Below are 23,589 nucleotides of genomic sequence, written 5' to 3' on the forward strand. Positions count from 1 at the left end.
TTTTCCATTACTTTAGGACTTATGCACGCAGATTTTCTATTGAGACTGGGTGTAAGGGTGTGAGGGTTTCAAAAATTCATACCTCTATACTCCTATACCCCTATACCCCTACACCCCCATACCCCTAATTTGTCAAGCTCAATTTTATATCAGTTACGGGGTGAGCTAAAACTTGACTAGTATACAGCAAATAATTCAACGATATTGATAACATACACAAGCATGATCGAGAAAACCATGAAACGTTTACTCCCAACTACTGCTTACATTGTCAATGTAGTCGATATCTGCGGTGAGACATCAGTAACAGTTTAAAGTAATCCACAATTTATCAATAAGATTATGAATGACTCCAAAGGCTTTGTGTTCTCGAAGACCTTTCCTCTATCATTGCAGATTGCGATCGCTCTCATTCTAGCCGTAGTCGTAGGAATCCTATTTGGTGCAGGTAACCCAAATCCCAACTTCATCGACTTAATCAATCATCTCACCATCCCCTGCAATTTAATCCTCAAAGCACTACGTGCCTTAGCCACACCGTTGATTTTACTCGCCATCCTCCACGCCTTTCTGACAGTACATATTCCGGGGCGTTCAGGACGAAAACTGGCAATATTGTTATTGACCAATACCCTCATAGCAATTGTCATCGGACTGCTGGTAGCCAATTTGTTACAACCTGGGCGTTGGTGGTCAGTCGCATCCTTTGGCGCTGCACCTACAAATAAAACCCTCGACCCTTGGGGATTACTGCAAGATATAGTTCCGCCTTCCATATTACAGCCCCTAGTTGATAACAATGTGATTCAACTAGTGTTCGTGGCCTTGGCTTTTGGGGTAGTTTTGCGCGCCATCAAAACTGAGCAAATTGTCCAAAAAAAGAACGATTATCAACCAGTTGAGCAACTGATTGGCTTATTGTTTGAGGCCGTGATGGCAGTGTTGAAATGGGTAATTGCTCTAGTTCCCATCGCCGTATTTGGGATTGTCGCCAAAACCATCGCTTTACAAGGTTTTAAACCATTCATCTCATTAGCTGCCTTTATTGTCGCCGTATTAATTGGGCTATTTCTCCAAGGAATTTACTATACACTCCGAGTTAGATTTGGTTCTTGGGTAAGTCCCCAAAGGTTTCTCCGTGGTGGTAGCGATGCACTGTTAACAGCTTTTTCTACCGCTTCATCCACAGCCGCCATGTCTGTGACCTTCCAAGCTTTGATGCAGAAAATCGGCGTGCGGGAATCTTCCGCATCTTTGGGGGCTTTGGTCGGTAGCAATTTCAACAATGATGGGACGGCTTTATATGAAGCCATGTCTGCTTTATTTGTTGGTCAGTTGTTGGGACTGCATTTAAACCTGCCCCAACAATTGATGGTGGTATTCACCTCAATCATCGCTTCTGTGGGCGCTGCGGGGATTCCTGAAGCTGGACTGGTGACAATGACCCTGGTGTTCACGGCGGTAGGATTGCCGACTCAATATATTGCCCTCTTAATCACAGTGGATTGGTTTCTCGATCGCTGTCGGACTGCAATCAATGTCATGGGAGATATGACCATTAGTTGTTTGCTGGATGGTAAAAAACAGCACGTTAAGCAGGTGGATGTTATCTATTTGGAAGGCGATTTATCTCACGCAGAGGTGCAAAGAGAATGAAAGTTTTTAGCTACCCGACGCGAGGAATTAATCAATTCAAAATACCCTACGGGAAGCCAAAGCTACAAAATTCAAAATTAACTAATAGTAATCAATGATTCAAACTATGTGGAATAAAAGCATCCAAAGATTGTGTCTATTTTGCGTCGCTCTCTTTTGTAGTCTTGGGCTTTCTCTCAATCATGTCCAAGCTCAATCAGTGCCTTTTTATTGGGAATTTATGAATGTTGATATCGCCGTACAAACTAACGGTGATATGTACGTTACCGAAACTCAGAAGTATACATTTACCGGAGACTATAAAAATCAACGCTATCGTTACATTCCCCTAGATAAAGTAGACAAAATCACTGAAGTATCAGTATCAGAAAATGGTCAATTATTACCCAGCGAAACAGGCACGGAAAATAACCAACTTTGGATTCGTTGGGAACATCAACTTAAAGCGCCTGAAAGCCATACTTTTGTCTTGAAATATCGCGTTGTGGGTGGATTACACGTCAACGATAATGATGCTCAAGTCTATTGGAAAGCTATTTTTGCTGACCGTCAAGCGCCTATTAAACAGGCACGAGTCAGAGTAAAATTTCCTGAACAATTGGCTAATAATATCAAAGAATTCCAAAGCTTTGGTGTAGCTGCCAACGTCCGTAAAGCAGATGCAAATACAGTTGAGGCTGTTGCTCAAACATCTTTGGCACCAGGGGAAGAATTAGAAATTCAGGTGAAATTTGATCCCACAGGGACTGAGATAAAAACTCCTATCTGGCAAAGTTCACAATCTTTTATTTATGGGAGTCAGTTGATATTGTGGGGATTTTTACTGTTCTTATTCTTTATTTTCTTTTTCCGTGGAAGTGGTGGCGTTAGTGTTAGTTACGGAGGTGGCGATGGCGGAGGTGGCGGTGGTGGTGGTGGCGGAGGCGGCGGTGGTGGCGGAGGCGGAGGCGGAGGCGGTGGTGGTGGTGGTTAAAATAAACGCTGCACGCACTTGAGAATGACAGGCTGTAAATAAAAGCGTTCTAATTCACCATCTTTCATCGTTTCTATCAACCCTCTTCGCTTTAAAGATAAGAGCGCTGCTAAAATATCCCCATTAGCAGCGCGACTTGCTAAGTGTAGTAGTATCTCTTGGCGAGTGAATCCTTGCACCTTTGTAGCCAAAGATTTGATCAGTATTTGTTCTAAAGTAGAAATCTGCTTCAGCCATTGTGTTACTAGGGGGGCAAATTCTCCAGCCACTAAGGTTCCAGAAGCTAAAAACTCTCCCACATCCCCAGCAAATAATTCATGAATGAAATTAGCCGCCATATTGAGAAATAAGGGATTACCACCATATTGATTGACTAGCGTAATCCACTGTTGAGCATCAAAAGTCAGTTGATGATGCTGCAAAAGCTCAATAGCACCTTCCATTAGTCCACCAAGGGGGAAAATAACTGCACCCCCAGCGCCTAAAATATTTAACCCTTCTGGTTGTTCTCGGCTAGTGATAATCACACAACTAGTGTGAGTAGTTTGTACCACTGTGCGGAGAAAATCGGCGTATGGTTCATATTCTGGGCGATATTGTCCCCCTCGATTACCCCCTAAAATGCCATCCCAACCATCAAAAACCATCAGGGTTTGTGGTACTAAAGTTGGTATTTTATCCTTGGCAGGTGGGTTGTGGTGAAACGAAAACCATAGGGTTTGAGAAAAATGAGATGACCTGCTTTCTACTAACTTTACTGCTAAAGCCGTTTTCCCTATACCCCCAATCCCTGTAATAGCAATTAGGCGTGTTCCTTGTTCAATTGCTTGGCTGAGTGTTGTTAGCTCATAACGTCGTCCAAAAAATAAGGGAATATTGGGAATTTGGGTTGTCCCAATGATAAATGAGTTGGGAGGACGTTCCACTAAGTCTTGCCAATTCAACCCCGAAACCTGACAAAAGGCTTTAAATACGGACGCATCGATCGCATCACCTTTGAGGAAGCGTTTCCAGGTTGCTAAAGATACCCCGGCTGCAAAAACCTCCGCATTTTCCCAGTTACGCCCAGGCTCAAGCACTTGACTTGCTTGTTCTAACCAACATGGATTATCAATTGTCCAACCTTTTTCGCTTCGAGCTTGTTTGATGATTTGCAATCCAGTCAGCGAGAGTTTGAGGCTAGGCATCGGATATGAGTGGCAAGGTGTAGCAAATTCATCCAGTTTAATTCTAGATTAGTCTGGAAAACTATGGGAGCGATCGCCTAGAAAAATCGCCCTAAAATCAGATTAGAGTTTGTAATTGCGGCAAAAGATATTGGACTTTATCTTCTCTCATACTTAATAGATTGAGTTTTTCTGGCTGGGTATGACCCAGCCAAGTAACTGCTAAAAGTTTTCGTAGTTAGCGATCGCATCCTTCATCTTCTGCACCACTTCATCCACAGGTATAGCTCCCAACTCTCCAGAAGCACGGGTACGGATACTTAAGGAGTTGGTTTCTACTTCCTTGGCTCCCACTACCGCCATCACGGGTATTTTATCTTTCTCTGCGTTGCGGATGAGTTTACCCAGGCGATCGCCACTGGTATCAACTTCGGCACGAATCCCAAGCGATCGTAATTTTGCTACTACATCTTTGGTAAAGTCTAACTGGGCTTCACCTACAGGTAACAATCTGGCTTGCACCGGTGCTAACCATAGGGGAAAATCCCCTGCATACTCTTCAATTAAAATCCCAATTAACCGTTCTAGGGAACCGAAAGGTGCGCGGTGAATCATCACAGGACGTTTGCGAGTCCCATCTTCCGCGACGTATTCTAAATCAAACCGTTCTGGTAAGTTGTAATCTACCTGTACAGTTCCTAGTTGCCACTCTCTTTCTAAAGCATCACTGAAAATAAAGTCTAATTTCGGCCCATAAAAGGCCGCTTCCCCAATTCCTTCAAAGTGTTCCATCCCCAACTGTTCCACCGCACGACGGATTGCACCTTCAGCTTTGTTCCAAACTTCATCAGAACCGATGTACTTATCGCTGGCTGGGTCGCGGAAACTGAGTCTAGCTTTAAAGTTTTTCAATTGCAGACTCTTGAACACTGACAAAATCAAATCCACAACATTTAGAAATTCGTTGTCTAACTGTTCTGGGGTCACGAATAAGTGAGAATCATCAACAGTAAAGCCGCGCACTCTGGTTAAACCACCTAATTCCCCTGACTGTTCGTAACGGTAAACAGTCCCAAACTCAGCCAAGCGCATTGGTAGTTCCCGATAAGAACGCAATTCACTCTTATATATTTGGATATGGAAGGGGCAATTCATTGGCTTGAGGACGAAGCCTTGCTCAATTGCTGCGGCTGCTTCATCTTCCGCCATTAAAGGAAACATATCTTCCTTATATTTTTGCCAGTGTCCTGAAGTCTTAAATAAATCTACTCTGGCAATATGAGGGGTAACTACAGGTAAATAACCGCGCTTGAGCTGTTCCTGTTGGAGAAATTGTTCTAAGGTGCTACGTAGCAAAGTACCTTTAGGAGTCCACAAGGGTAAACCAGGCCCTACTTGTTCCGAAAAGATAAATAATCCTAGTTCTTTACCTAGTTTACGGTGGTCACGGCGTAGGGCTTCTTCTTTGCGGCGCTTATACTCTGCCAGTTGTTCTGGGGTTTCCCAAGCTGTAGCATAAATCCGTTGCAATTGGGCTTTGGTTTCATCTCCCCGCCAATAAGCACCCGCCACGCTTTCTAATTCAATTGCTTTGGGGTTTAAATCTTTGGTATTTTCCAAGTGAGGCCCGGCGCACAAATCCCACCACTCATTTCCCAGGTGGTAAATTGTGATCGGTTCTGATTTAATATCTGCCAGGATTTCTAATTTATAAGGTTCCTTGATTTCCTGAATGCGCCGTTCCGCTTCTTCCCGGCTCACTTCTTCCCGCACCACTGGCAACTTACGGTTAATGATCTTCACCATCTCTTTTTGGATGGCTTTGAGATCCTTATCAGTAAATGGCTCTGGACTATCAAAGTCGTAATAAAATCCATTCTCAATCCAGGGGCCAATTGTCACTTGCGCTTTAGGGAACAGTTTCTGTACTGCCATTGCCATTACATGGGAAGCCGTATGGCGAATCTTTTTCAATGTCTCTGATTCGCTGGTACGCGGTAAATAGATTTTTTCTGGTTGTTCTGGCTGGTTGTTGGGGTCTTGATTAGGCGACATTGGCTGCTGAACCATTAGCGAAGTGACTGCAAGAGTAACTGATCAATTGAAGTTTTCAAAATCTACCCAAATATAACATGAGCTTATCTTCCTGCTGTGTAAGCTTTCCCTCGTCATCAAGGTACTTTTGCATCAAGGAACTTCCCGGTAATAAATATATCCAAGATGTAGGGTGCGCTACTTGGGAGAAAACTTAGCTGTACCAAGAATTTCTTCATGCTGACGCACCCTACTAACCTTTCCTTCGTCATCAAGGTACTTTTGCATCAGAGGAATATGAGAGTGGCTGTCTATAAATTCTAAAGATTATCTGAGGTTTTTTCATTCAACATAATCGAAACAGTCAACTGTCAACATCTGCCAAGCTACTGAGTGTAATTTTGTATTTATACCTACTAATAAGCATGAGATATTTCTTGAGAGATAGCGTATAGTAATGTTAAGAAACGTAAATAGAGTTAATATTGATAAAGAAATTAGAAGTATCTCTCTCATCTATGTCAGACTCGAACTTATCGGGAACTGATCTGCTAAAGACGGTACTAGAACCGTTGTTAGACGATTTCCAGTATTGGTTTGCGCGATCGCGTAGCTTTTTGGAAACAGAACGGCTCTCATTTATGGATGAACAAGCGCAACAAGACTTACTGTTGCGAGTTAAGCAAGCCCAAGAAGAACTCAACACAGCAAAAATGCTGTTTAGCGCGACTGAAGGACAAGTCGGAATCGATATGGCAACGATGACACCTTGGCATCAATTAGTAACTGAATGTTGGAATGTGGCAGCACGCTTTCGTTCTCAGCAGCCAACCTAATCGATGGCAAAAATCACATAGCTTGCAGTGGTGCGACTAAATCCTTAACATTATTTTAATTAAAAAATAATGTATCCTCTGTTACCATTATTCTAATAATGTTGACAAATTTTCATACATAGACATAAATGCACTTCAATTGTGTCAAGTATTTATTCTCGCCAATGGTAATAAAAAGGCGAAAAAAAGAGTTTAAAGTATAGATTTTTAAAAATTGCTGTCCCTGGAGGAAAATCCGATGTTACACCTGCTTTACATTCTAGCTTTTACAATTCTTGCTGTTATAGCGGTTGCCAATTTAATTCGCAACTTAATCATGTTTAGTTTTGATCGCGAAGGATCACGAGGGAATTACTCAACCAGAAACTCACAAGTGGTAAATCAGGGAGGCTACGGTTATTTATCTTCCAGCAGAAGGGTAGCTCCACATCCAGAATTATTGGATAGTGCAGGTAAATTCATCAAAGAACCTCTGTTGGTAATGCGCTCAATTAATGTAGAAGATGCGCGCCAACAATTGGATGCACTCTATGAATCTTCCCCAGGACATAAGAGTGAGAACTCAGAAGAAGCATAGATAACTAAAGATGTAGCGTCGAATTTAATATTTTTTTGATTAAAAAAATTGTTACAAATTCCATCCTGAACTTGTTCTCGTAACTGTTCAGGTTTTTTTTGTGAGACGGGGTGTAAGGGTGTAGGGGTTGAATTTTGAATTCGGAGCGAAGCGACGTGACGTGACCAATTACCGCTAAAATCAAAAAATCAAATACAATATCATCCAAAGCGCTGTATTCTGAGCGAGCTTTATGGAAGTTTTAGAACTGAAACGCGAAATCGAAACGTTGTCTAGCCGCCTGGGTAAAACCCAGGACTATCTTTGACGTACCTGCACTCAAAGCCAAAATTCAAGACCTAGAACAAATTGCAGCACAGCCGGAATTTTGGGATGACCAAAACCAAGCCCAGAAAACGCTGCAAGAACTTAATGACCTCAAAGCCCACTTGGAAAGATATCATCAGTGGCACGCCAATCTAGAAGATACTAGGGCGGTGGTTGAGTTGTTGGAGTTGGAAACCGACGAAGCACTATTGCAAGAAGCGGAATCTACTATCACTAAGCTCAATCGAGACCTTGACCAGTGGGAATTACAACAGTTACTTTCTGGCCCCTACGATGCGGAAGGGGCAGTATTAACGATTAACGCTGGTGCTGGCGGAACAGATGCCCAAGATTGGGCATTTATGCTGCTGAGAATGTACACCCGTTGGGCTGAAGACCAAGGCTACAAGGTAGCTTTAGCAGAAGAGTCAGAAGGTGATGAGGCGGGAATTAAATCAGCCACCTTAGAAATTACTGGTCGCTATGCCTACGGTTACTTGCGGTCAGAAACAGGCACTCATCGCTTAGTGAGAATTTCACCTTTCAACGCCAACGGCAAGCGGCAAACTAGTTTTGCTGGGGTGGAAGTTATGCCGCAATTAGATAATACGGTGCAGTTGGATATTCCAGACAAGGATTTGGAAATCACTACAACTCGTTCTGGCGGTAAAGGTGGACAGAACGTCAACAAAGTAGAAACAGCAGTGCGAGTGGTTCACCTTCCCACAGGCATCGCTGTACGCTGTACGGAAGAACGTTCCCAGCTACAAAATAAAGAGAAAGCCCTCGCCCGCCTGAAAGCCAAGTTGTTGGTTATTGCTCAAGAGCAAAAAGCTCAAGAAATTGCCCAAATTCGCGGCGATATGGTAGAAGCTTCTTGGGGAAACCAAATTCGTAACTATGTATTCCATCCTTACCAGATGGTAAAGGATTTACGTACCAATGCAGAAACAACTGCGATCGCTGATGTGATGAATGGTGAACTAGATATGTTCATCCAAGCCTATCTACGTCAGGAGAATCAAGTTGTCGAAGGTGAAGCAAGTTAGAAATTAGGGGTGTAGGGGTTTAGGGGTGTAAGGGAAGAAAAATTTACCCAATCCCCAATCCCCAATCCCCAATCCCCAATCCTCACCATCACCTGTTACATTTATATATAAAAGCATTCGTGATTTATTCATTATGAGTAATTCTCCTTCCACAGAATCCCAACCCAGCTACGTCAAGCTTGCCATGAGAAATATGGTGCGTAAGGGTGGTACTTCTGCAAAACATTTTGTCCTGACAGCCGTAGGTCTTTTAGCTGTTCTCGTAGGCCTTGCTTACTTAACTCGCTAATAGTAAGCAAAAACCTAAAGTGCTGAGTGAGGAGAGTGAGTATTTGGTACAAGTTGAACTAGATGTACAAGACTGTTTTTTTGAGTCTTCCCCGGAAGCTGCTCAGACTTCTGGATATATAGATAGTCAGGTTTCCTCTACAACTTGGGAAGACTGGTTTCATCGCTGGTTAGAAATTCTGGATTCTTCTCTTCCGCCTGCACCAAGCTACGAAATCGGATTGCGGCTAACAGATGATACAGAAATTCAAGCGATTAATGCCCAATATCGTCAGCAAAACAAACCTACAGATGTTTTAGCCTTTGCGGCTTTAGAGGTAGATTTGCCGCAAAATCCGGAAATGGTGGCAGAACCTTTGTATCTAGGTGATATTGTTGTTTCCATCAATACGGCACAGCGCCAAGCTGGCCAACAAGAGCATAGTTTGTCAACTGAGTTAGCTTGGTTAACGGCTCACGGCTTATTACACCTGTTGGGCTGGGATCATCCTGATGAAGAAAGTTTAATAGCGATGCTGCAACAACAAGTAGTATTACTAGATGCTGTTGGTATCAGGATAAACATTAATTATTAAAGTTTTGCCGTTTTTTGAGTATTTATCCTTAACCATGCTTTTATAAAACTTTAAGAGAAAATTGCCTAAAACCTCGTAGCAGATTAAAATCGGCGAAGATTTCTCACTGAACCTATCCCAAGTTTTTATTTTTAAGCCTATGTCCCAACAAGTCTCCCCGCCACCAACGCAAAACAGCCTACCATCACTAGTAATGAAAGAACGGGAACTTTCTTGGCAAGTTGCCACTAATTTATTGATTAGCTTTAAATATGCCTGGGCTGGAATTACTTATAGTTTTCAAACTCAGCGAAATTTTCGCATTCATGTGAGTGTTTGTACTTTAGCGATCGCTTTAAGTATTTTCTTACATTTGCAAGCTGTAGAAATAGCCATTATTGGTATCACTAGCGGCTTAGTCCTGGTAATGGAATTGTTGAATACGGCGATCGAGTCTCTTGTAGATTTGACTGTAAAACAGACCTACCACGAGTTAGCCAAAATTGCCAAGGACTGTGCCGCAGGTGCAGTACTCGTTTCTGCTTTGGTAGCAGTGCTAGTTGCTGCAACCCTGTTGCTTCCACCCTTAGTAGTTTTAATTATCTCAGCTTTGTAGTGCTGACACCCAATTAAATCCCTATTATTAATATAGTTAAACCCACTCAAAAGCCAAAAAAGAGCGGGTAAAATTCCATCGTCTTTATCCTCATTTACTAATCCCTAGTCCCTAATTTGTAACGATGACGTTTATAGCAGCTCAAATCTGGTAAAAACTAAACATGGTGAGATTAGTAACCAGGAGCTATGAGCATTGATTATAGTCATCGATAATTACGACAGCTTTACTTATAATTTGGTGCAGTACTTGGGAGAACTAGCATCTGAGTTTCCTGTCGCATCAGATATTCAAGTTTTTCGCAACGATAAGATAACTTTAGATGAGATCCGAGGATTAAATCCTGATGCGATCGTCATTTCTCCTGGGCCTGGTCGTCCAGAAGATGCAGGTATATCTTTGAAGTTAATTCAAGAACTCGGTACTAACCTGCCAATTTTAGGCGTATGTTTAGGTCATCAAAGCATTGGTCAGGTATTTGGTGGTAATATTGTCTCTGCTCCAGAGTTAATGCACGGCAAAACTTCTCAGGTAACTCACACTGGGGTTGGGGTTTTTCAAGGATTAGAGAATCCTATGATTGCTACCAGATATCATAGTCTGGTAATTGACCGCCCAACTTGCCCCGAAGTGTTAGAAATTACTGCTTGGGTAGATGATGGTACGATTATGGGAGTGCGACACCGGAACTATCCTCACATTCAAGGAGTCCAATTTCACCCAGAGAGTGTTTTAACATCTTTAGGAAAGCAGTTACTACGAAATTTTCTAGAACAGTTACAGTTACGAGAATAATTAATGAAAAGACGACAGTTGCTAGGCTATGCTGGGGCGGGATTAGCCACAGCTTTTGTCTCTACCCTTGGTTCAAACTTCCAAGCCGATGCACAATCTAGCGGTTTATCGGTGCAGTGGTTGGGTCATACCAGTTTTCTGTTTACTGGTGGTGGGGCGAGGATTCTTGTCAACCCATTTCGGACGATTGGCTGTACAGCGCGTTATCGTCCACCAAAAGTCACAGCAGATTTAGTATTAATTAGTAGTCAATTGTTGGATGAAGGGGCAGTGGATGGGTTACCAGGTAATCCTAAACTTGTATATGAACCCGGAGTTTATGACTTTAAAGGTATAAAATTTCAAGGCATCTCCATAGCCCACGATCGCAAAAATGGTAGACAATTTGGGATGAATACCGCTTGGAAATGGACACAGGGTGGAGTTAATATCCTACATTTAGGCGGGGCGGCTGCACCCATTTCCATTGAGCAAAAAATCCTCATGGGACGACCTGATGTTTTGTTAGTCCCAGTCGGTGGTAGTGACAAAGCTTACAATGCTCAAGAAGCAAAGCAAGCAATTGAGGTATTAAATCCCAAACTGGTCATTCCTACTCATTACCGTACACAAGCAGCTGATCCGGCTGCCTGCAATATTGCCCCACTGGATGAATTTCTCACATTAATGCAGGGCGTAACTGTGCGTCGTAGTAATAGCGACAGTATTAATATTAGTTCTGGTAATTTACCTGAAACTAGTACAGTTCAGGTTTTGAGTTACAAGTTTTAATGAGGGGATTGGGGATTGGGGACTGGGGACTGGGGACTGGGGATTAGAGACTGGGTAAATATCTCTTCCCTAAACCCCTAAACCCCTACCCCCCTAAACCCCTAAACCCCTAAGCTGTGTACCACTCTGGAGTCAGAGCATCTGTAACAGGAGTTTCAGTAGCCAAGGTACCATCCATAGTCCAGATGGCATCTGTACCGGTTGCCTGATCGCGCCAGTAAATATCAGATTTGCCATCGCTGTTATAATCGCCAATATAGGCTCTAGATCCTGGACTTCTACTTGGAAGAAAGGCTTCACTGGTAACGGATGTACCATTCATTAACCAAGCAGTGTTTGCACCAGTTGTAGCGTTGTTCCAGAAGATATCGGTGCGGCCATCACCATTGAAATCACCAATGTTGGCTGTCCAATCGGAACTGAGGGTGTTTAAAGTACCTTCAGTGACAAAAATGCCATTCATTGTCCAAATTTTGTTTTCGCCGGTGACGGTATTACGCCAGAGAAGATCAGTAGTGAAATCACCGTTGAAATCGCCAAGGCTGTAAGTCCAAGATGCGTCTTGTGCTTGTAGATCATACTTGGTAGCTTGGATACCATCCATAAACCAAACGGAGTTTGCACCTGTGGTTGTATCTCGCCAGAAGATATCACTCTTACCGTTTCCGTCGAAGTCAACAATAGTGGCACTCAACCCTGGGGTTGTGGTATCCAGAACATTGGCACTGACAACGGTTGTGCCATCCATCAGCCAAACTGCATTTTCACCTGTTTGAGTATTATTCCAGTGGATGTCGGTTTTGCGATCGCCGTTAAAATCACCGATGCTAGCATTCCAACCTGGATCAACTTTGTCTAGATAAACAAAGTTAGCAACTCTAGCTCCATCCATGATCGCAATCGCATTCTCACCTGTTGCATTGTTCCGTAACAGGAAGTCAGTCTTGCCATCACTGTTAAAGTCAGCGATTTTATAAGTCCAGACACTCAGATCAAAAGTTCCTAAAGAGGCTTCTTCTTGAGTGACTGTTCCGTTCATTAACCTCACTCTAATTTCACCTGTTTGAGTATTAACCCAAACCTTATCTGCCTTACCATCGCCATTGAAATCAGGTGAAATCGCTGCGCTAGTTAAGTAAGGATTAGGATTTGGGTTGGCACTCAAACCAGGAATGGAAATTGGCAAATCTACTTGTGTGGTTGCAGAGCTATTACTAGATGATGGTAGCTCAGTATTTAAATCACTTACATAAGCACTCGATACCAAAGATGCTGATCTTGCAAAAGATGTATTAAGCGAATTATCTATTCTCTTGGAAAAGCTTTGCGTTTCTTGCATGATGGTTTCTTAAACTTGTTGTCTTAAAAGTTTTAGCTGAAAATTTATGTTGGTTTCTGTCAGTTAATAACATTATTCCAAGTTAAAAAAATATTGTATCTACAGTTCTACTTTTGGGGAAATATCAGATTTTACAGATAATTCTTGTGGCTAATTTTAAACATATTCCTAAAAATATCAAGAGTATTTTGGACACTTTTTAAGTCCTAAAATGATGACTTTTCATGTCAACATATTTAGACATTTATCAGTTTTATGTCCTGATATCTATAGATCACCGACTTCTTTAAGAAATTGGTGATCTTATGGCTCTTGTTTATCAGGCAATTAAACAAAGAAAAAAACTAATAGTTATATCAGCAATTTTTAATAAAACTGAATAAAGCAGTGTAAGTCACAAAATATCTCAAAGATGACTGATTTTTTGTACTAACACTTGAGTTGAAATAAATATTGGTTAAAATACTTAAATTAGCAACTACTGAAAGATAGCGACTTTCAGACATACATAGTTGCCAAAAGTGTAAAAATATATGAAGATTCCCAAAATTAACGGTTATGCAAGCAGAATATCGGCAGCGTCGTGAGCAATTAATGGCGAAGATTGGTAGTGGTACAGGGATTTTTCGCAGTGCGCCGATGGCGGTGATGCACAACGATGTCGAATACACTTATCGCCAAGATAGTGATTTCTTCTATTTGACTGGTTTTAACGAACCGCAAGCAGTAGCCGTATTAGCGCCGCATCATCCAGAACATCGGTTTGTGCTGTTTGTCCAACCCAAGGATCGAGACAAAGAAGTTTGGACTGGTTATTTGTGTGGGGTAGATGCAGCCAAGGAAATTTATGGTGCAGATGAGGCTTACCCCATATCTGAATTAGATGAGAAATTACCCCAATATCTAGAAAAAGCCGATCGCATTTACTATCATTTAGGACGCGATCGCAATTTTAATGACAAAATTCTCAGCCATTACCAACAATTGCTGCGGACTTATCCCAAGCGGGGTACGGGGCCTATGGGAATAGAAGATACAGGCCCCATCCTCCACAGCATGAGGCTGATCAAAAGTGAGTCAGAGTTAATTCAGATGCGTCAAGCTGCGGCGATCGCCACTGAAGCCCATAATAAAGCCTTGGAATCCTCTGCACCTGGGCGTTATGAGTACGAAATTCAAGCGGAAATAGAACATATATTTCGCTTGCGGGGGGCTATGGGGCCTGCTTACCCGTCGATTGTGGCTTCTGGTGCAAATGCTTGTGTCCTCCACTACATCGAAAACAACCGCCAGATGCAGGATGGTGATTTGCTATTAATCGACGCTGGTTGTGCCTACGGTTATTACAACTCAGATATTACTCGCACATTCCCAGTTAACGGCAAGTTTACACCAGAACAAAAAATCCTTTATGAAATTGTACTGGAAGCGCAAAAACAAGCGATCGCTCAAGTACAACCAGGGAACTCATTTAAATCAGTCCACGATACCGCCGTGCGTGTCCTCACAGAAGGTTTAGTAGAAATTGGTATCCTCAGGGGTGAAGTTGACAAATTGATTGAGGAAGAAAAATATAAACCTTACTATATGCACCGTACTAGCCATTGGTTAGGGTTGGATGTCCATGATGTAGGCGTTTACCAACACGGTGACGATAAACCGCAGATTTTACAACCAGGTCAAGTATTGACGGTTGAACCAGGACTATATATTGTCCCAGATACAAAATTAGCAGAAGACCAGCCAGAAACAGACACGCGTTGGGTGGGAATTGGGATTCGCATTGAGGATGATGTCCTGGTAACAGCTACAGGACACGAGGTATTAACGGCTGGAGTTCCCAAGGAAGTACATGAAGTAGAACGTTAAGCGGGTAGCAGATAAACCATCTGTAGAGACGCGATTCATGAGCCAGCGCGTTGCGGGGGTTCCCCCCGTTGTAGCGACTGGCGTCGCGTCTTCACCCGATAATGTTGAATTGGTATAAGAAATCCGTTGTTAGATTGGGTAATGAATAAGTCAATTAAAAAAGCGCTGATATTACTGAGTACAGGGATAATTTTGTTGTGTTTGATGGGTTGCGATCGCTTGTTTAGTGCGAGTGGGGATTCAGTAGAAAGAGTCAGCGATGGTGATACATTAGTTGTGAAGGATGCCCAAGGGAAGAAAGTTACTGTGCGGTTTGCTTGTATGGATGCGCCAGAAATTGCCCACTCTAATAAAGAAAAGCAAAGTAGACGTACTACCGATCGCAATCAATTTAGCTGGGGTGTAAAAGCACGAGAACGGGTACAGCAATTGGTGAAACAAGGAGGCGATCGCGTTACCTTGAATATTACTGATAGCGATCGTTATGGACGTAAAGTTGCCGAAGTCAGATTAACAGATGGCACTTTTGTACAGCAAGTACTCATACAAGAAGGTTTAGCTAAAGTGTATCGCCCTTATTTAAATAAGTGTCCCAGCAAAGCGATCGTGCAGCAAGCCGAAACCAAAGCCCAACAACAACAAATAGGAATTTGGGGAGATCCTAAATTTGTCAATCCGTGGGAATATCGAAGCTTAAAATAAGTCGCCATCATGAACTGCGTACACCAGAACCCATGAAAAAGGGATCAAAGTATTGTCACATAACGACTTGAAAATACCAACCCATATTAAGTAACTGTAGGGTGCGTCAGCCCCAATAATTTCGTACACATTAGAGGATTTTCCGCATCTGACGCACCCTACTATTGTGCCAGTTGCGTAAGTCCTGTTCACATAACGACTTGAAAATACCAACCCATGTTAAGTGATGTAAAAATACTAAGCTTCAGTTCGTAGTCAGGACTTTATTCCTTGTTTGAGAACTTTAGTTCTCACTGCAAACCTTTAATTATTTACCCTGTTGTACTTAATACCAAATCTGCAATTTTAACTATAAAGTTCTTGTTGAATGCTTAATTTTCAATTCGTATCCTGACTCTTGATTATTTCCTCTGTTACCACTTTTTGAGATAAAGCTTTTTGAGCAATTTTAGTGATATATACAGTCACACCCACAGTTGCTATCAGTCCCAATCCTTGCATTATCCATTGCCAGATTTGTGTTTCCGGTGTAACTGGTTGATGATTCGTACCCGCCAGAGCCAAATCACCAGCTAAAGAACCAATATAAACATACATTATAGTCCCAGGTATAATGCCCAATGAACCTAATATATAGTCTTTTAAAGATATACAAGTTATACCAAAAGCATAGTTCAATAAATTAAAAGGAAAGACCGGAGAAAGGCGAGTTAACAGCACAATTTTCCATCCTTCCTTGGCTACAGCCTGATCGATCATTTTAAACTTTGGATACTTGTCTATCTGTCGCACAACCCAATCCCGTGAAAGATATCTTCCGATGATGAAAGCTAATATTGCACCCGTAGTTGCTGCTATTAATACATAAACTGAACCCCAAAATACACCAAATAAACAACCACTTTTTAAGGTCAATATAGAACCTGGGATAAATAATAACGTTGCCAGATTGTAAATAATTATGTAGGCGATCGGCCCAAAAAATCCCAGGCTTTGCACCCACAATATTAATGTTTGCAAAAGTGACTGAATGTTAAATTGTCGTGCTATAACTATCAGCACAGCAATTGCCAAACCCATAAGTAATAGTTTATGTTTCCTATTGAATCGAGTCTGCTCTTTGGAAACCATTAAATTACCTCAGTTTTCAGCGTTACTTTAAATAGTTAAGGATAATGTCATACAACAACCAACCAGCAAAAGATTCCTGAACTTGCTTTTATCACCACCTGCCATCAGAATATGCTATTTACATGAGAAATGGCTGAGAGAAAGTCTGTGAAGTATGCAGTCAACAATATTTCTGAACAGATGATCCTGATCACATACTGAATTAGTTAATACCAGCTATACTTAACTCTTAAGATTATCTATAAAAAATACTCAATTGGGAAGCTGAGTTATGGCAATGCGGAGATCGGATCGTCGAGACTCTAATCATGACAATTCAGTTAATAATCCTCGCTCACGTCAAAAAGAACCAGTTCCACCCCATGAGCTTAAACAGCTATTGATGACGGTTCGCGCTCAACGTGATGAGTGGCAAGAACGTGCTAAACAAAATGAGGAAGCAGCATCTCAACTAGTTCATGTTCAGCAAACACTTCAAACATATCAAGTTGAAGCCAATGATCTCAAAGAGCGTGTGACCCATAATTACCAGCTTTATCTTGACGAACAACAAAGATATCAGCAAACTCTCTGCCTTTACAACGAAGAAAAAACTAGAGCAAATGAATTATTTACCCAATATGAGACAGCAAACTCTGAGCGAGAAATGTATTTGACTTTATACAATGAAGCCAAAGCGGAACTCAAGTATGAGCGACGTTCTAAAGCTAGTATTAAAGGCTGGGAAACTCGTCGTAAAGCCGAGAACGAAAAACTAAAGCGAGAAATTGCGGAAATGGTTGTGCTATTGCGTGAATCTTTGGCTAGTAAGGAAGAAGCTGTCAACAGCTTGTACGTTGTAGCAGAGCGTATGGATCGGATTCAATCTTTAGTTGATTCGGCTGATGAAGAAACAACAAGCAATCCTATAGGTCTGGTACAAAAATTTAGACGCATCTGGCTTGCTATTAAAGAGATACTTTCTGAGTAAAGCTATATCGTCATGGGTAAAAAATCAGTGCCGTCCACACAAAGCAAAGCAACATTGGGAAACCAAATTCGTAGTATTGCCGATCGCCTCAAGCAAGAAACTGAGGTACAAATAAAAGCAACATCACGTATTTTAGATGCTGCTGCTCAAATTTCGCAAAATCATGAGCGACTAATTAACGAAGTAGTTGAGATGGTTGAAGAAGACCTTGAGCAAGAAAGCCAGATTTTTCCAAGGCAGATTTATAACGTTGATATTCTGAAACAACAGTTTAAAACATTGCGTGAAGCCAAAAGTCACTTTAATTTGAAAGTCAATAGTTGGGAATCACTAGCTAATAAATTAAATGAACCATCTTTGCAAGAGCGTTTCTCAGCGCATGAACATCCGTTAAACGGTATCAGAAAAGAGGAACATGGACACAAGAAGATGGAAAAGATTACCGTTCGTTTACAGCCTGATGTTGCAGAAATTTTTCCTACAGAGGAAGCAGTAAATGAAGCTCTGCGTTTTTTAATCAGAATTACAAATAAACATCTTTATTAACATCTTGAACTGTAGCTACTTGTTGACCTGTGCCAGATATAGAAGTTTTCGCAAGTATATTCGCTTCGACTTGACTTTGAACAAAAGCTAGAGCAGGTTGTTGATTGAGCGTGAGGTTCAAAAATAATACTTATGTCATGTTTGCCAATATTCTGCACATCACCAGCTCTATGATAAATTTATGTGATTTAACAAAGACGGCTGTTTTATGTCTGAAGTCAATTATCAACAGCCCATTAGTACAGTGGCTACTCTCATTGAGATGTACACTGCGGGAAGGCGTGATTTTAACCGCGCTGAATTGGGTGATGCTAATTTACAAAATGTAGATATCAAAGGCTCTGACCTTAGCTACGCTGATTTAAGTACAGCTAACCTTAGAGGAGCCAACCTTAGGGGAACTGACTTAAGCTTTGCCGATTTGAGCCAAGCTGATTTACAAGAGGCTGATTTGCGAGGCGCATTATTAATGTCTGCCAATCTCCGCCAAGCCAACCTCCAGGGTGCAAAATTAGAAAAGGCTGATTGCGATCGCAATACTCATTTTCCCGAAAATTTTGATCTCCTAAAAGCAGGCTTGCAACTCAAAGAACAATAAAATATCCAATGAGGTTTATTTGCGTCCGATGAGTTGGGCGATCGCCTCAGCTAACTCTACTGGGTCGGCTGGTTTGGCTATATGCTTTTGAAAGCCTGCGGCTATGGCTTGTCTTTGATCAATTTCTCCAGCATAGGCAGTCAGAGCGATCGCTGGAATTTGTCCACCTTGTTCTGGCGACCATTTTCTGATTTGCCGCAACAACATATAACCATCAATTTGTGGCATCCCAATATCACTTAACAGTACATCTGCCTTTGAGCGCGCTAGGGCTTCCAATGCCTCTATTGCTGATGCTACCGCAGTTACATTGGCCCCACACTGTTCTAAAGCAAAGCTAAAAAATTCCCGCACATCTTCTTGATCATCAACTAAAAGAATCTGCACACCAGCCAATAGTGAGTCTTGATTCTCTAGTTCTGTAACCGCAGACTTAGCACTCTGCACTTGGTAATCAGCACTTTTATGCAAGGGTAGCTTGACAGTAAAAGTTGCTCCTTGGTCTTCTCCGGCACTCTGTGCTACTACTGTACCACCGTGTAATTCTACAAGATGGTGGACAATTGCCAATCCCAAACCCAAGCCACCGAATACCCTGGTTGTCTTGGCATCTGCTTGACGGAAGTATTCAAAGACATAAGGTAAAAATTCTGGTGTAATGCCTTTACCTGTGTCAATCACTTGGATTTGGGCATCTCGTCCCACCTGTTCTAAACGCACTTCCACCCGTCCTTCCGACGGTGTAAACTTGACGGCATTCGAGACTAAATTCCAGATTACCTGTTGCAAGCGATCGCCATCACCCATCACCTGTACAGGTTCATCACTCAAGATTGTGTGAATTGCTATTGATTTTGCTTCGGCGGCTAAACGGACTGTTTCTAACCCAGCTTGAACTGTGTTTCTCAAATCTACTAGACAGACATTCAAATTCAGCTTACCGCGTAAGATCCGGGAAACATCCAGCAAGTCGTCAATGAGTTGAGTTTGTAACTTGGCGTTGCGCTCGATTGTTTCCAAACCTTGCTTGATGGTCTCTTCCTTATATGTGCGCGTGCGGAGTAACTTAGCCCAACCCATAATGGGATTGAGGGGGGTACGCAATTCGTGGGACAGAACCGCCAAAAATTCATCTTTAATCCGGTTAGTGGATTCGGCTACAGCTCTGGCATTTTTTTCTGCTTCATAAAGTTGAGAGCGAGCGATCGCCTGAGCGCATTGTTGACCCAATGTCAACATAAATTTTTGCTGTTCTTCGTTAAATTTTTGGGCTGTGGCAAAGCTTAATGCCATCACTCCAATTGTCTGCTGTTCGACGATGAGAGGAATACAAGCAAAAGCGCAATTACCCGTGAGGGAGGGGACGTTAGCAATTTGTGGATATTTGGCGGCAAATTCTGTGACGTTAGCTAAAAAAATCGCTTCCCCTGTTCTAGCGGTTTCCGCAATTGGTACAGTTGCAGTTAGGGGGAAAGTTTCCCAACTATCTCGTACCGATTCTGGGTAGCCAATGGCTTGAATGATTTTTAGGGTAGTACCGTCTTCAGTCAACAGCACCACAGAACCGGCAGACGCTCCCAAAGCTGCCAATCCTTGATTTACTACCACATCAGCAACTTGTTGGGGAGTGAGGGCTTCGGAGAGCGCTGCTGTGATGCTTTGTAAACGTAACATTCGACTCATTGCTAACTCGGCGGCTTGTTTCGCCTGCTGAGTTTCCTGATACAGTCTGGCATTATCAATGGCTGTAGCTGCTCGTCGGGCAATATCTTCTGCCAATGCCAAATCTGTTTGTTTGAGTTGCCTGCCTGAACTACCAGTAACAAAGGAAATGACCCCAAATATTTGCTCCCGTGAGTAAAGGGGAACCACCATCAGCGATCGCATTCCCAAGCTTTGTAATAATTGTAAATGTTGTTCATCATCCGCCATCTCTACCAAAATTGAGTTTGGCAGTTCAGGATAAAAAGCTGATGCTCCTTTGAGGAGTTTATCCCGAAACGGGTGTTTGCCCTCGGTTCTGGTTGGATATGAACGGCGAATTTCTTCTATAATCTCCAGTTTTGCAGGATTAACACAGGCGATCGCTACACGTTTAATCGACCAGTCAGCTTGGAGAATATCTACAGCACACCAATCAGCAATGGTAGGTACTGCCAAATGAACCACATTATTCAGGGCAACCTCATAATCTAAAGAAGCCGCTAAAAGAGTGCTGGCTTCCACTAAAAAGTTTTGTGCGGCTTCTGCTTGTTTGCGTTCATTAATATCTTCAATAATACCCAACGCATATTTAGGTTCTCCCTGCTCATTCCACACGGCTGATGCAGTCAGATTCACCCAAACAGTGGTGCCATTTTTGCGAAGATAACGCTTTTCTAGAGAGTAACCATTAATTTCCTTGGCTAATACTTGCTTGGCGTATGCCCAATCAGCTTCCACATCATCAGGGTGAGTAATTTCGGGAAACTTCATCTGACTTAATTCTTCAGAGCTGTAACCGGTAATGTCGCACAAAGCCGGATTATTTTGCAGAAATTGACCATCTAAGGTAACTAAGGTAATGCCAACAGCCGCTTGGTCAAACATGGCTCGGAAGCGTTCTTCACTTTCTCGCAGAGCAATTTCTACTTGCTTAGTAGCTGTCACATCTGCCAGGATAATCCCGATGCCTACTGTTTTGCCCATGCCGTCGTAGACTGGGTAATAATTACCTAACCAATAGCTATTAATTTCTGGTCTTCCTAGCGCCTCACCACTAACCTCCAAATTCAGCAGAGGTTGTCCCGTCTCCAATACTTGTTGCAATTGCTCTTCAAATTGCTCTGCCATCTTAGGTAAAACATCCTGAAATTTTCGTCCCAGATGCTCTTCTATACTCAAGCCATTGAGATCAGCTAATACTTGATTAATGCGGAGATATCGTAATTCCTTATCCAAAAAACAGACCGCTACAGGTGCGCCTGCCAACAAGGCATCTAAAAGCGCCAATGATTCAGCATAATGTTTTAAAGCTTGTTGAACATCTCGATACAGTTGAGCATTCTCCATCGCTAGGGCAGCACGATAGGCAATGTCTTTGGCTAAGCTTAAGTCGGATTGATTGTAGCTACGACCTGATTCAGCACTAACAAAGGTTATACATCCTAGCACTTGCTCATGTGCTATTAAGGGTAAAAGCATGAGTGATTTAATTCCTATCTGCCGCAGCAACTCCAGATTTTCCTCATTTTGATCTGCTGGTAAAGGAGAATCTGGTAAGTCTGCAACTAATAACTGTTCCCCAGTTTGTAATACGTTAGCAACTAAACTTCCACTCCCTAACTGTGGTGCATATTCCTGAAATAATCTTGCCAATTCTGCTTTTGCTGGGTCTACATGAGCAATAGGTAAGCGGCGAATCGAGCCATCTTGGTTGATAATATCAATACTGCACCAGTCTGCTAGTTGCGGGACGGATATTTTCGCAATCTGTGCCAAAGTTTGCTCGTAATCCAAAGAACTGGAGAGTGTGTTACTGGTTTGGGCAATGTACCGTAGGGCATCCTCAGCCTGCTTCCGTTCTGTAATATCAAGAGCCGTCACTCCCACCCCCAGCAGTTTTCCATCTGGTAAACATACTGGATAGTAGTTCACTAAGCTACAACGATGTACTCCCGATGGATAGGTTACCCCACATACTTCTTGATTTACGAGTGGCTGCTTGGTTGCCATTACTTGTTGGAGAATAGGCTCCAGTTGTGTTGCCCATTCTGGCAATACTTCCCTCAAGGTACGCCCAATGTGTTGACTTTGGGGTACACCGTTAATTGCTGCCAGAGCTTCATTAGTATAAACGTAACGTAGTTTTGTATCTAAAAAAGCTAGGGCTACAGGGGAGCTAGCCAGCCAAGCATTCAATAATGCTAGATATTCGTCTTGCTGCTCAATAGCTTTTTGGAGTTTACTCTGTAATTTAGCTTTCTCTAGTTCTGAGCGCTTGCGTTCAGTAATGTCTACTGCTGCACAGGTAATACCCTGAATTTGACCATCAATTGTCAGGGGTTCGGCTAACAAATCATAGTAAACGACTTTTCCGTGAAAAATTACGGACACTTCCTCATGGACAGAAACATCTTTCTCTAATACTTTTTGCTTAATGGCTGTTAGTTTTTCTGCCACTGAAGCGGGGAACAATTCATTGTCTGACTTACCAATGATTTCTTCAGCAGAGGCTACACCTTGATAATTATGAATCCATCGATACCGTAAATCTCGATCCTGTTGAAAAACCACGATATCAGAATTGCTCAAAGCTAATCGAAATCGCTCCTCGCTTTGCCTAAGTTTCTGTAAATTAACTGCATCTTGCTTTTTGGTATTTCTCAAGATTTCACAGATAAAACTGAAAAACCATCCTTGTACAGCAAATAACCCTATGATAACTACATTATCAGTATCAATAGAGAGAGTATATCTTGGGTGAAAAAAGAAGTAATTACTAAGTATTACAGATAAGAAAGTTCCTAACACTCCTGACCAAAAACCTCCATACCAAGCGCTGAACATGACAGCGCTAAAGAATAATAAAAAAGGAGTACTGGTCATCCCTAGCCAAGGGTCTAACAATAGCATTAGCGCACAAGCCAGTGCGACAGAAAATATGACAATTCCAAAACGTAGTAATGCAGAAATAGGAATATTAGGCATGAAAATGACTTGCGACAACTAATACTTGTTGCAGAGCTTATACTTAACCTAAGCTAGTTTGCAAGTTTTAGGTACTCGTCTCCAGATAGATTATCATATCAGATAAAAAAACTTCTTTTGGTTA

21 protein-coding genes are annotated in these 23,589 nt (G+C 42.2%); 15 read left to right on the plus strand and 6 right to left on the minus strand.

From position 1 onward, the window contains the following. The first annotated feature begins 342 nt into the window (after window positions 1-342). Both ACM5QX_RS02865 and ACM5QX_RS02870 read left to right on the plus strand, forming a co-directional pair. Window positions 343-1,656, plus strand: a complete 1,314-nt coding sequence (locus ACM5QX_RS02865) for a dicarboxylate/amino acid:cation symporter (RefSeq protein WP_414752302.1) — start codon at window positions 343-345, stop codon at window positions 1,654-1,656. A gap of 94 nt (window positions 1,657-1,750) precedes the next feature. Beyond that, complete coding sequence (locus ACM5QX_RS02870; protein WP_414752303.1) at window positions 1,751-2,629, plus strand: DUF2207 domain-containing protein; 879 nt, start codon at window positions 1,751-1,753, stop codon at window positions 2,627-2,629. On the opposite strand, the gene ACM5QX_RS02875 is transcribed toward ACM5QX_RS02870, so the two are convergent. Then, the gene (locus ACM5QX_RS02875) at window positions 2,626-3,816 is read right to left on the minus strand and encodes an ATP-binding protein (RefSeq protein WP_414752304.1); all 1,191 of its coding nucleotides are present in this window, start codon (window positions 3,814-3,816) and stop codon (window positions 2,626-2,628) included. The genes ACM5QX_RS02870 and ACM5QX_RS02875 overlap by 4 nt on opposite strands. 201 nt (window positions 3,817-4,017) lie before the next feature. Then, complete coding sequence (gene thrS, locus ACM5QX_RS02880) at window positions 4,018-5,865, minus strand: threonine--tRNA ligase (protein WP_414752305.1); 1,848 nt, start codon at window positions 5,863-5,865, stop codon at window positions 4,018-4,020. A 482-nt stretch (window positions 5,866-6,347) separates the two neighbouring features. On the opposite strand from thrS, the gene ACM5QX_RS02885 reads away from it, so the two are divergent. The 3 genes from ACM5QX_RS02885 to prfB all read left to right on the plus strand — a co-directional run bounded on the left by ACM5QX_RS02885 (window position 6,348) and on the right by prfB (window position 8,597). After that, window positions 6,348-6,665, plus strand: coding sequence for a DUF2605 domain-containing protein (locus tag ACM5QX_RS02885; protein WP_414752306.1), 318 nt, complete (start codon window positions 6,348-6,350; stop codon window positions 6,663-6,665). A gap of 238 nt (window positions 6,666-6,903) precedes the next feature. Then, window positions 6,904-7,242, plus strand: coding sequence for a DUF2973 domain-containing protein (locus ACM5QX_RS02890; protein ID WP_011319538.1), 339 nt, complete (start codon window positions 6,904-6,906; stop codon window positions 7,240-7,242). 232 nt (window positions 7,243-7,474) lie between these two features. Beyond that, window positions 7,475-8,597, plus strand: a protein-coding gene (prfB, locus tag ACM5QX_RS02895; protein ID WP_153228520.1) for a peptide chain release factor 2 whose coding sequence is annotated in 2 segments (ribosomal slippage) — window positions 7,475-7,546 and window positions 7,548-8,597 — 1,122 coding nt in all. Because the reading frame shifts where the segments join, the coding sequence is not laid out codon by codon here. A gap of 3 nt (window positions 8,598-8,600) precedes the next feature. Here the strand turns inward: prfB and ACM5QX_RS02900 are convergent. Beyond that, entirely contained in the window at window positions 8,601-8,729 is a 129-nt protein-coding gene (locus ACM5QX_RS02900; protein WP_414752307.1) for a hypothetical protein, read from the minus strand. 1 nt (window position 8,730) lies between these two features. Between ACM5QX_RS02900 and ACM5QX_RS02905 the strand changes: the two genes are divergently transcribed. The 5 genes from ACM5QX_RS02905 to ACM5QX_RS02925 all read left to right on the plus strand — a co-directional run bounded on the left by ACM5QX_RS02905 (window position 8,731) and on the right by ACM5QX_RS02925 (window position 11,621). Then, a complete protein-coding gene (locus ACM5QX_RS02905; protein ID WP_414752308.1) occupies window positions 8,731-8,886 on the plus strand; it encodes a DUF3285 domain-containing protein in 156 nt (51 codons plus the stop codon). Between the two features lie 43 nt (window positions 8,887-8,929). Continuing rightward, a complete protein-coding gene (gene ybeY, locus ACM5QX_RS02910) occupies window positions 8,930-9,460 on the plus strand; it encodes an rRNA maturation RNase YbeY (protein ID WP_414752309.1) in 531 nt (176 codons plus the stop codon). A gap of 139 nt (window positions 9,461-9,599) precedes the next feature. Continuing rightward, window positions 9,600-10,055 (plus strand): diacylglycerol kinase family protein, encoded by a 456-nt coding sequence (locus ACM5QX_RS02915; RefSeq protein ID WP_011319534.1) that lies wholly within the window; start codon window positions 9,600-9,602, stop codon window positions 10,053-10,055. A gap of 195 nt (window positions 10,056-10,250) precedes the next feature. After that, a complete protein-coding gene (locus tag ACM5QX_RS02920; protein ID WP_414752310.1) occupies window positions 10,251-10,850 on the plus strand; it encodes an anthranilate synthase component II in 600 nt (199 codons plus the stop codon). Between the two features lie 3 nt (window positions 10,851-10,853). Then, complete coding sequence (locus ACM5QX_RS02925) at window positions 10,854-11,621, plus strand: MBL fold metallo-hydrolase (protein WP_414752311.1); 768 nt, start codon at window positions 10,854-10,856, stop codon at window positions 11,619-11,621. Between the two features lie 109 nt (window positions 11,622-11,730). Here the strand turns inward: ACM5QX_RS02925 and ACM5QX_RS02930 are convergent, their stop codons facing one another. Continuing rightward, window positions 11,731-12,960: an FG-GAP repeat domain-containing protein gene (locus ACM5QX_RS02930; protein ID WP_414752312.1), complete on the minus strand. Its 1,230-nt coding sequence runs from the start codon at window positions 12,958-12,960 to the stop codon at window positions 11,731-11,733. A 558-nt stretch (window positions 12,961-13,518) separates the two neighbouring features. On the opposite strand from ACM5QX_RS02930, the gene pepP reads away from it, so the two are divergent. Then, window positions 13,519-14,829 (plus strand): Xaa-Pro aminopeptidase, encoded by a 1,311-nt coding sequence (gene pepP, locus ACM5QX_RS02935; RefSeq protein ID WP_414752313.1) that lies wholly within the window; start codon window positions 13,519-13,521, stop codon window positions 14,827-14,829. A gap of 141 nt (window positions 14,830-14,970) precedes the next feature. After that, window positions 14,971-15,531, plus strand: coding sequence for a thermonuclease family protein (locus tag ACM5QX_RS02940; protein WP_414752314.1), 561 nt, complete (start codon window positions 14,971-14,973; stop codon window positions 15,529-15,531). A 378-nt stretch (window positions 15,532-15,909) separates the two neighbouring features. Here ACM5QX_RS02940 and ACM5QX_RS02945 read toward each other — a convergent pair whose 3' ends face one another. Next, entirely contained in the window at window positions 15,910-16,662 is a 753-nt protein-coding gene (locus tag ACM5QX_RS02945; protein ID WP_414752315.1) for a TVP38/TMEM64 family protein, read from the minus strand. Window positions 16,663-16,939: 277 nt separating this feature from the next. Between ACM5QX_RS02945 and ACM5QX_RS02950 the strand changes: the two genes are divergently transcribed. From ACM5QX_RS02950 to ACM5QX_RS02960, 3 genes are all read left to right on the plus strand, one after another. Then, window positions 16,940-17,632 (plus strand): hypothetical protein, encoded by a 693-nt coding sequence (locus tag ACM5QX_RS02950; protein ID WP_414752316.1) that lies wholly within the window; start codon window positions 16,940-16,942, stop codon window positions 17,630-17,632. Between the two features lie 12 nt (window positions 17,633-17,644). Continuing rightward, complete coding sequence (locus tag ACM5QX_RS02955) at window positions 17,645-18,178, plus strand: hypothetical protein (RefSeq protein ID WP_414752317.1); 534 nt, start codon at window positions 17,645-17,647, stop codon at window positions 18,176-18,178. A 208-nt stretch (window positions 18,179-18,386) separates the two neighbouring features. After that, complete coding sequence (locus tag ACM5QX_RS02960) at window positions 18,387-18,776, plus strand: pentapeptide repeat-containing protein (RefSeq protein ID WP_414752318.1); 390 nt, start codon at window positions 18,387-18,389, stop codon at window positions 18,774-18,776. A gap of 15 nt (window positions 18,777-18,791) precedes the next feature. On the opposite strand, the gene ACM5QX_RS02965 is transcribed toward ACM5QX_RS02960, so the two are convergent. Next, on the minus strand, window positions 18,792-23,465 hold the full coding sequence (locus ACM5QX_RS02965) for a PAS domain-containing protein (RefSeq protein WP_414752319.1): 4,674 nt from the start codon (window positions 23,463-23,465) through the stop codon (window positions 18,792-18,794). Window positions 23,466-23,589 lie beyond the last annotated feature (124 nt).

The organism is Anabaena sp. CCY 9910, from assembly GCF_963920875.1.
Classification (GTDB): Bacteria; Cyanobacteriota; Cyanobacteriia; order Cyanobacteriales; family Nostocaceae; genus Trichormus; species Trichormus variabilis.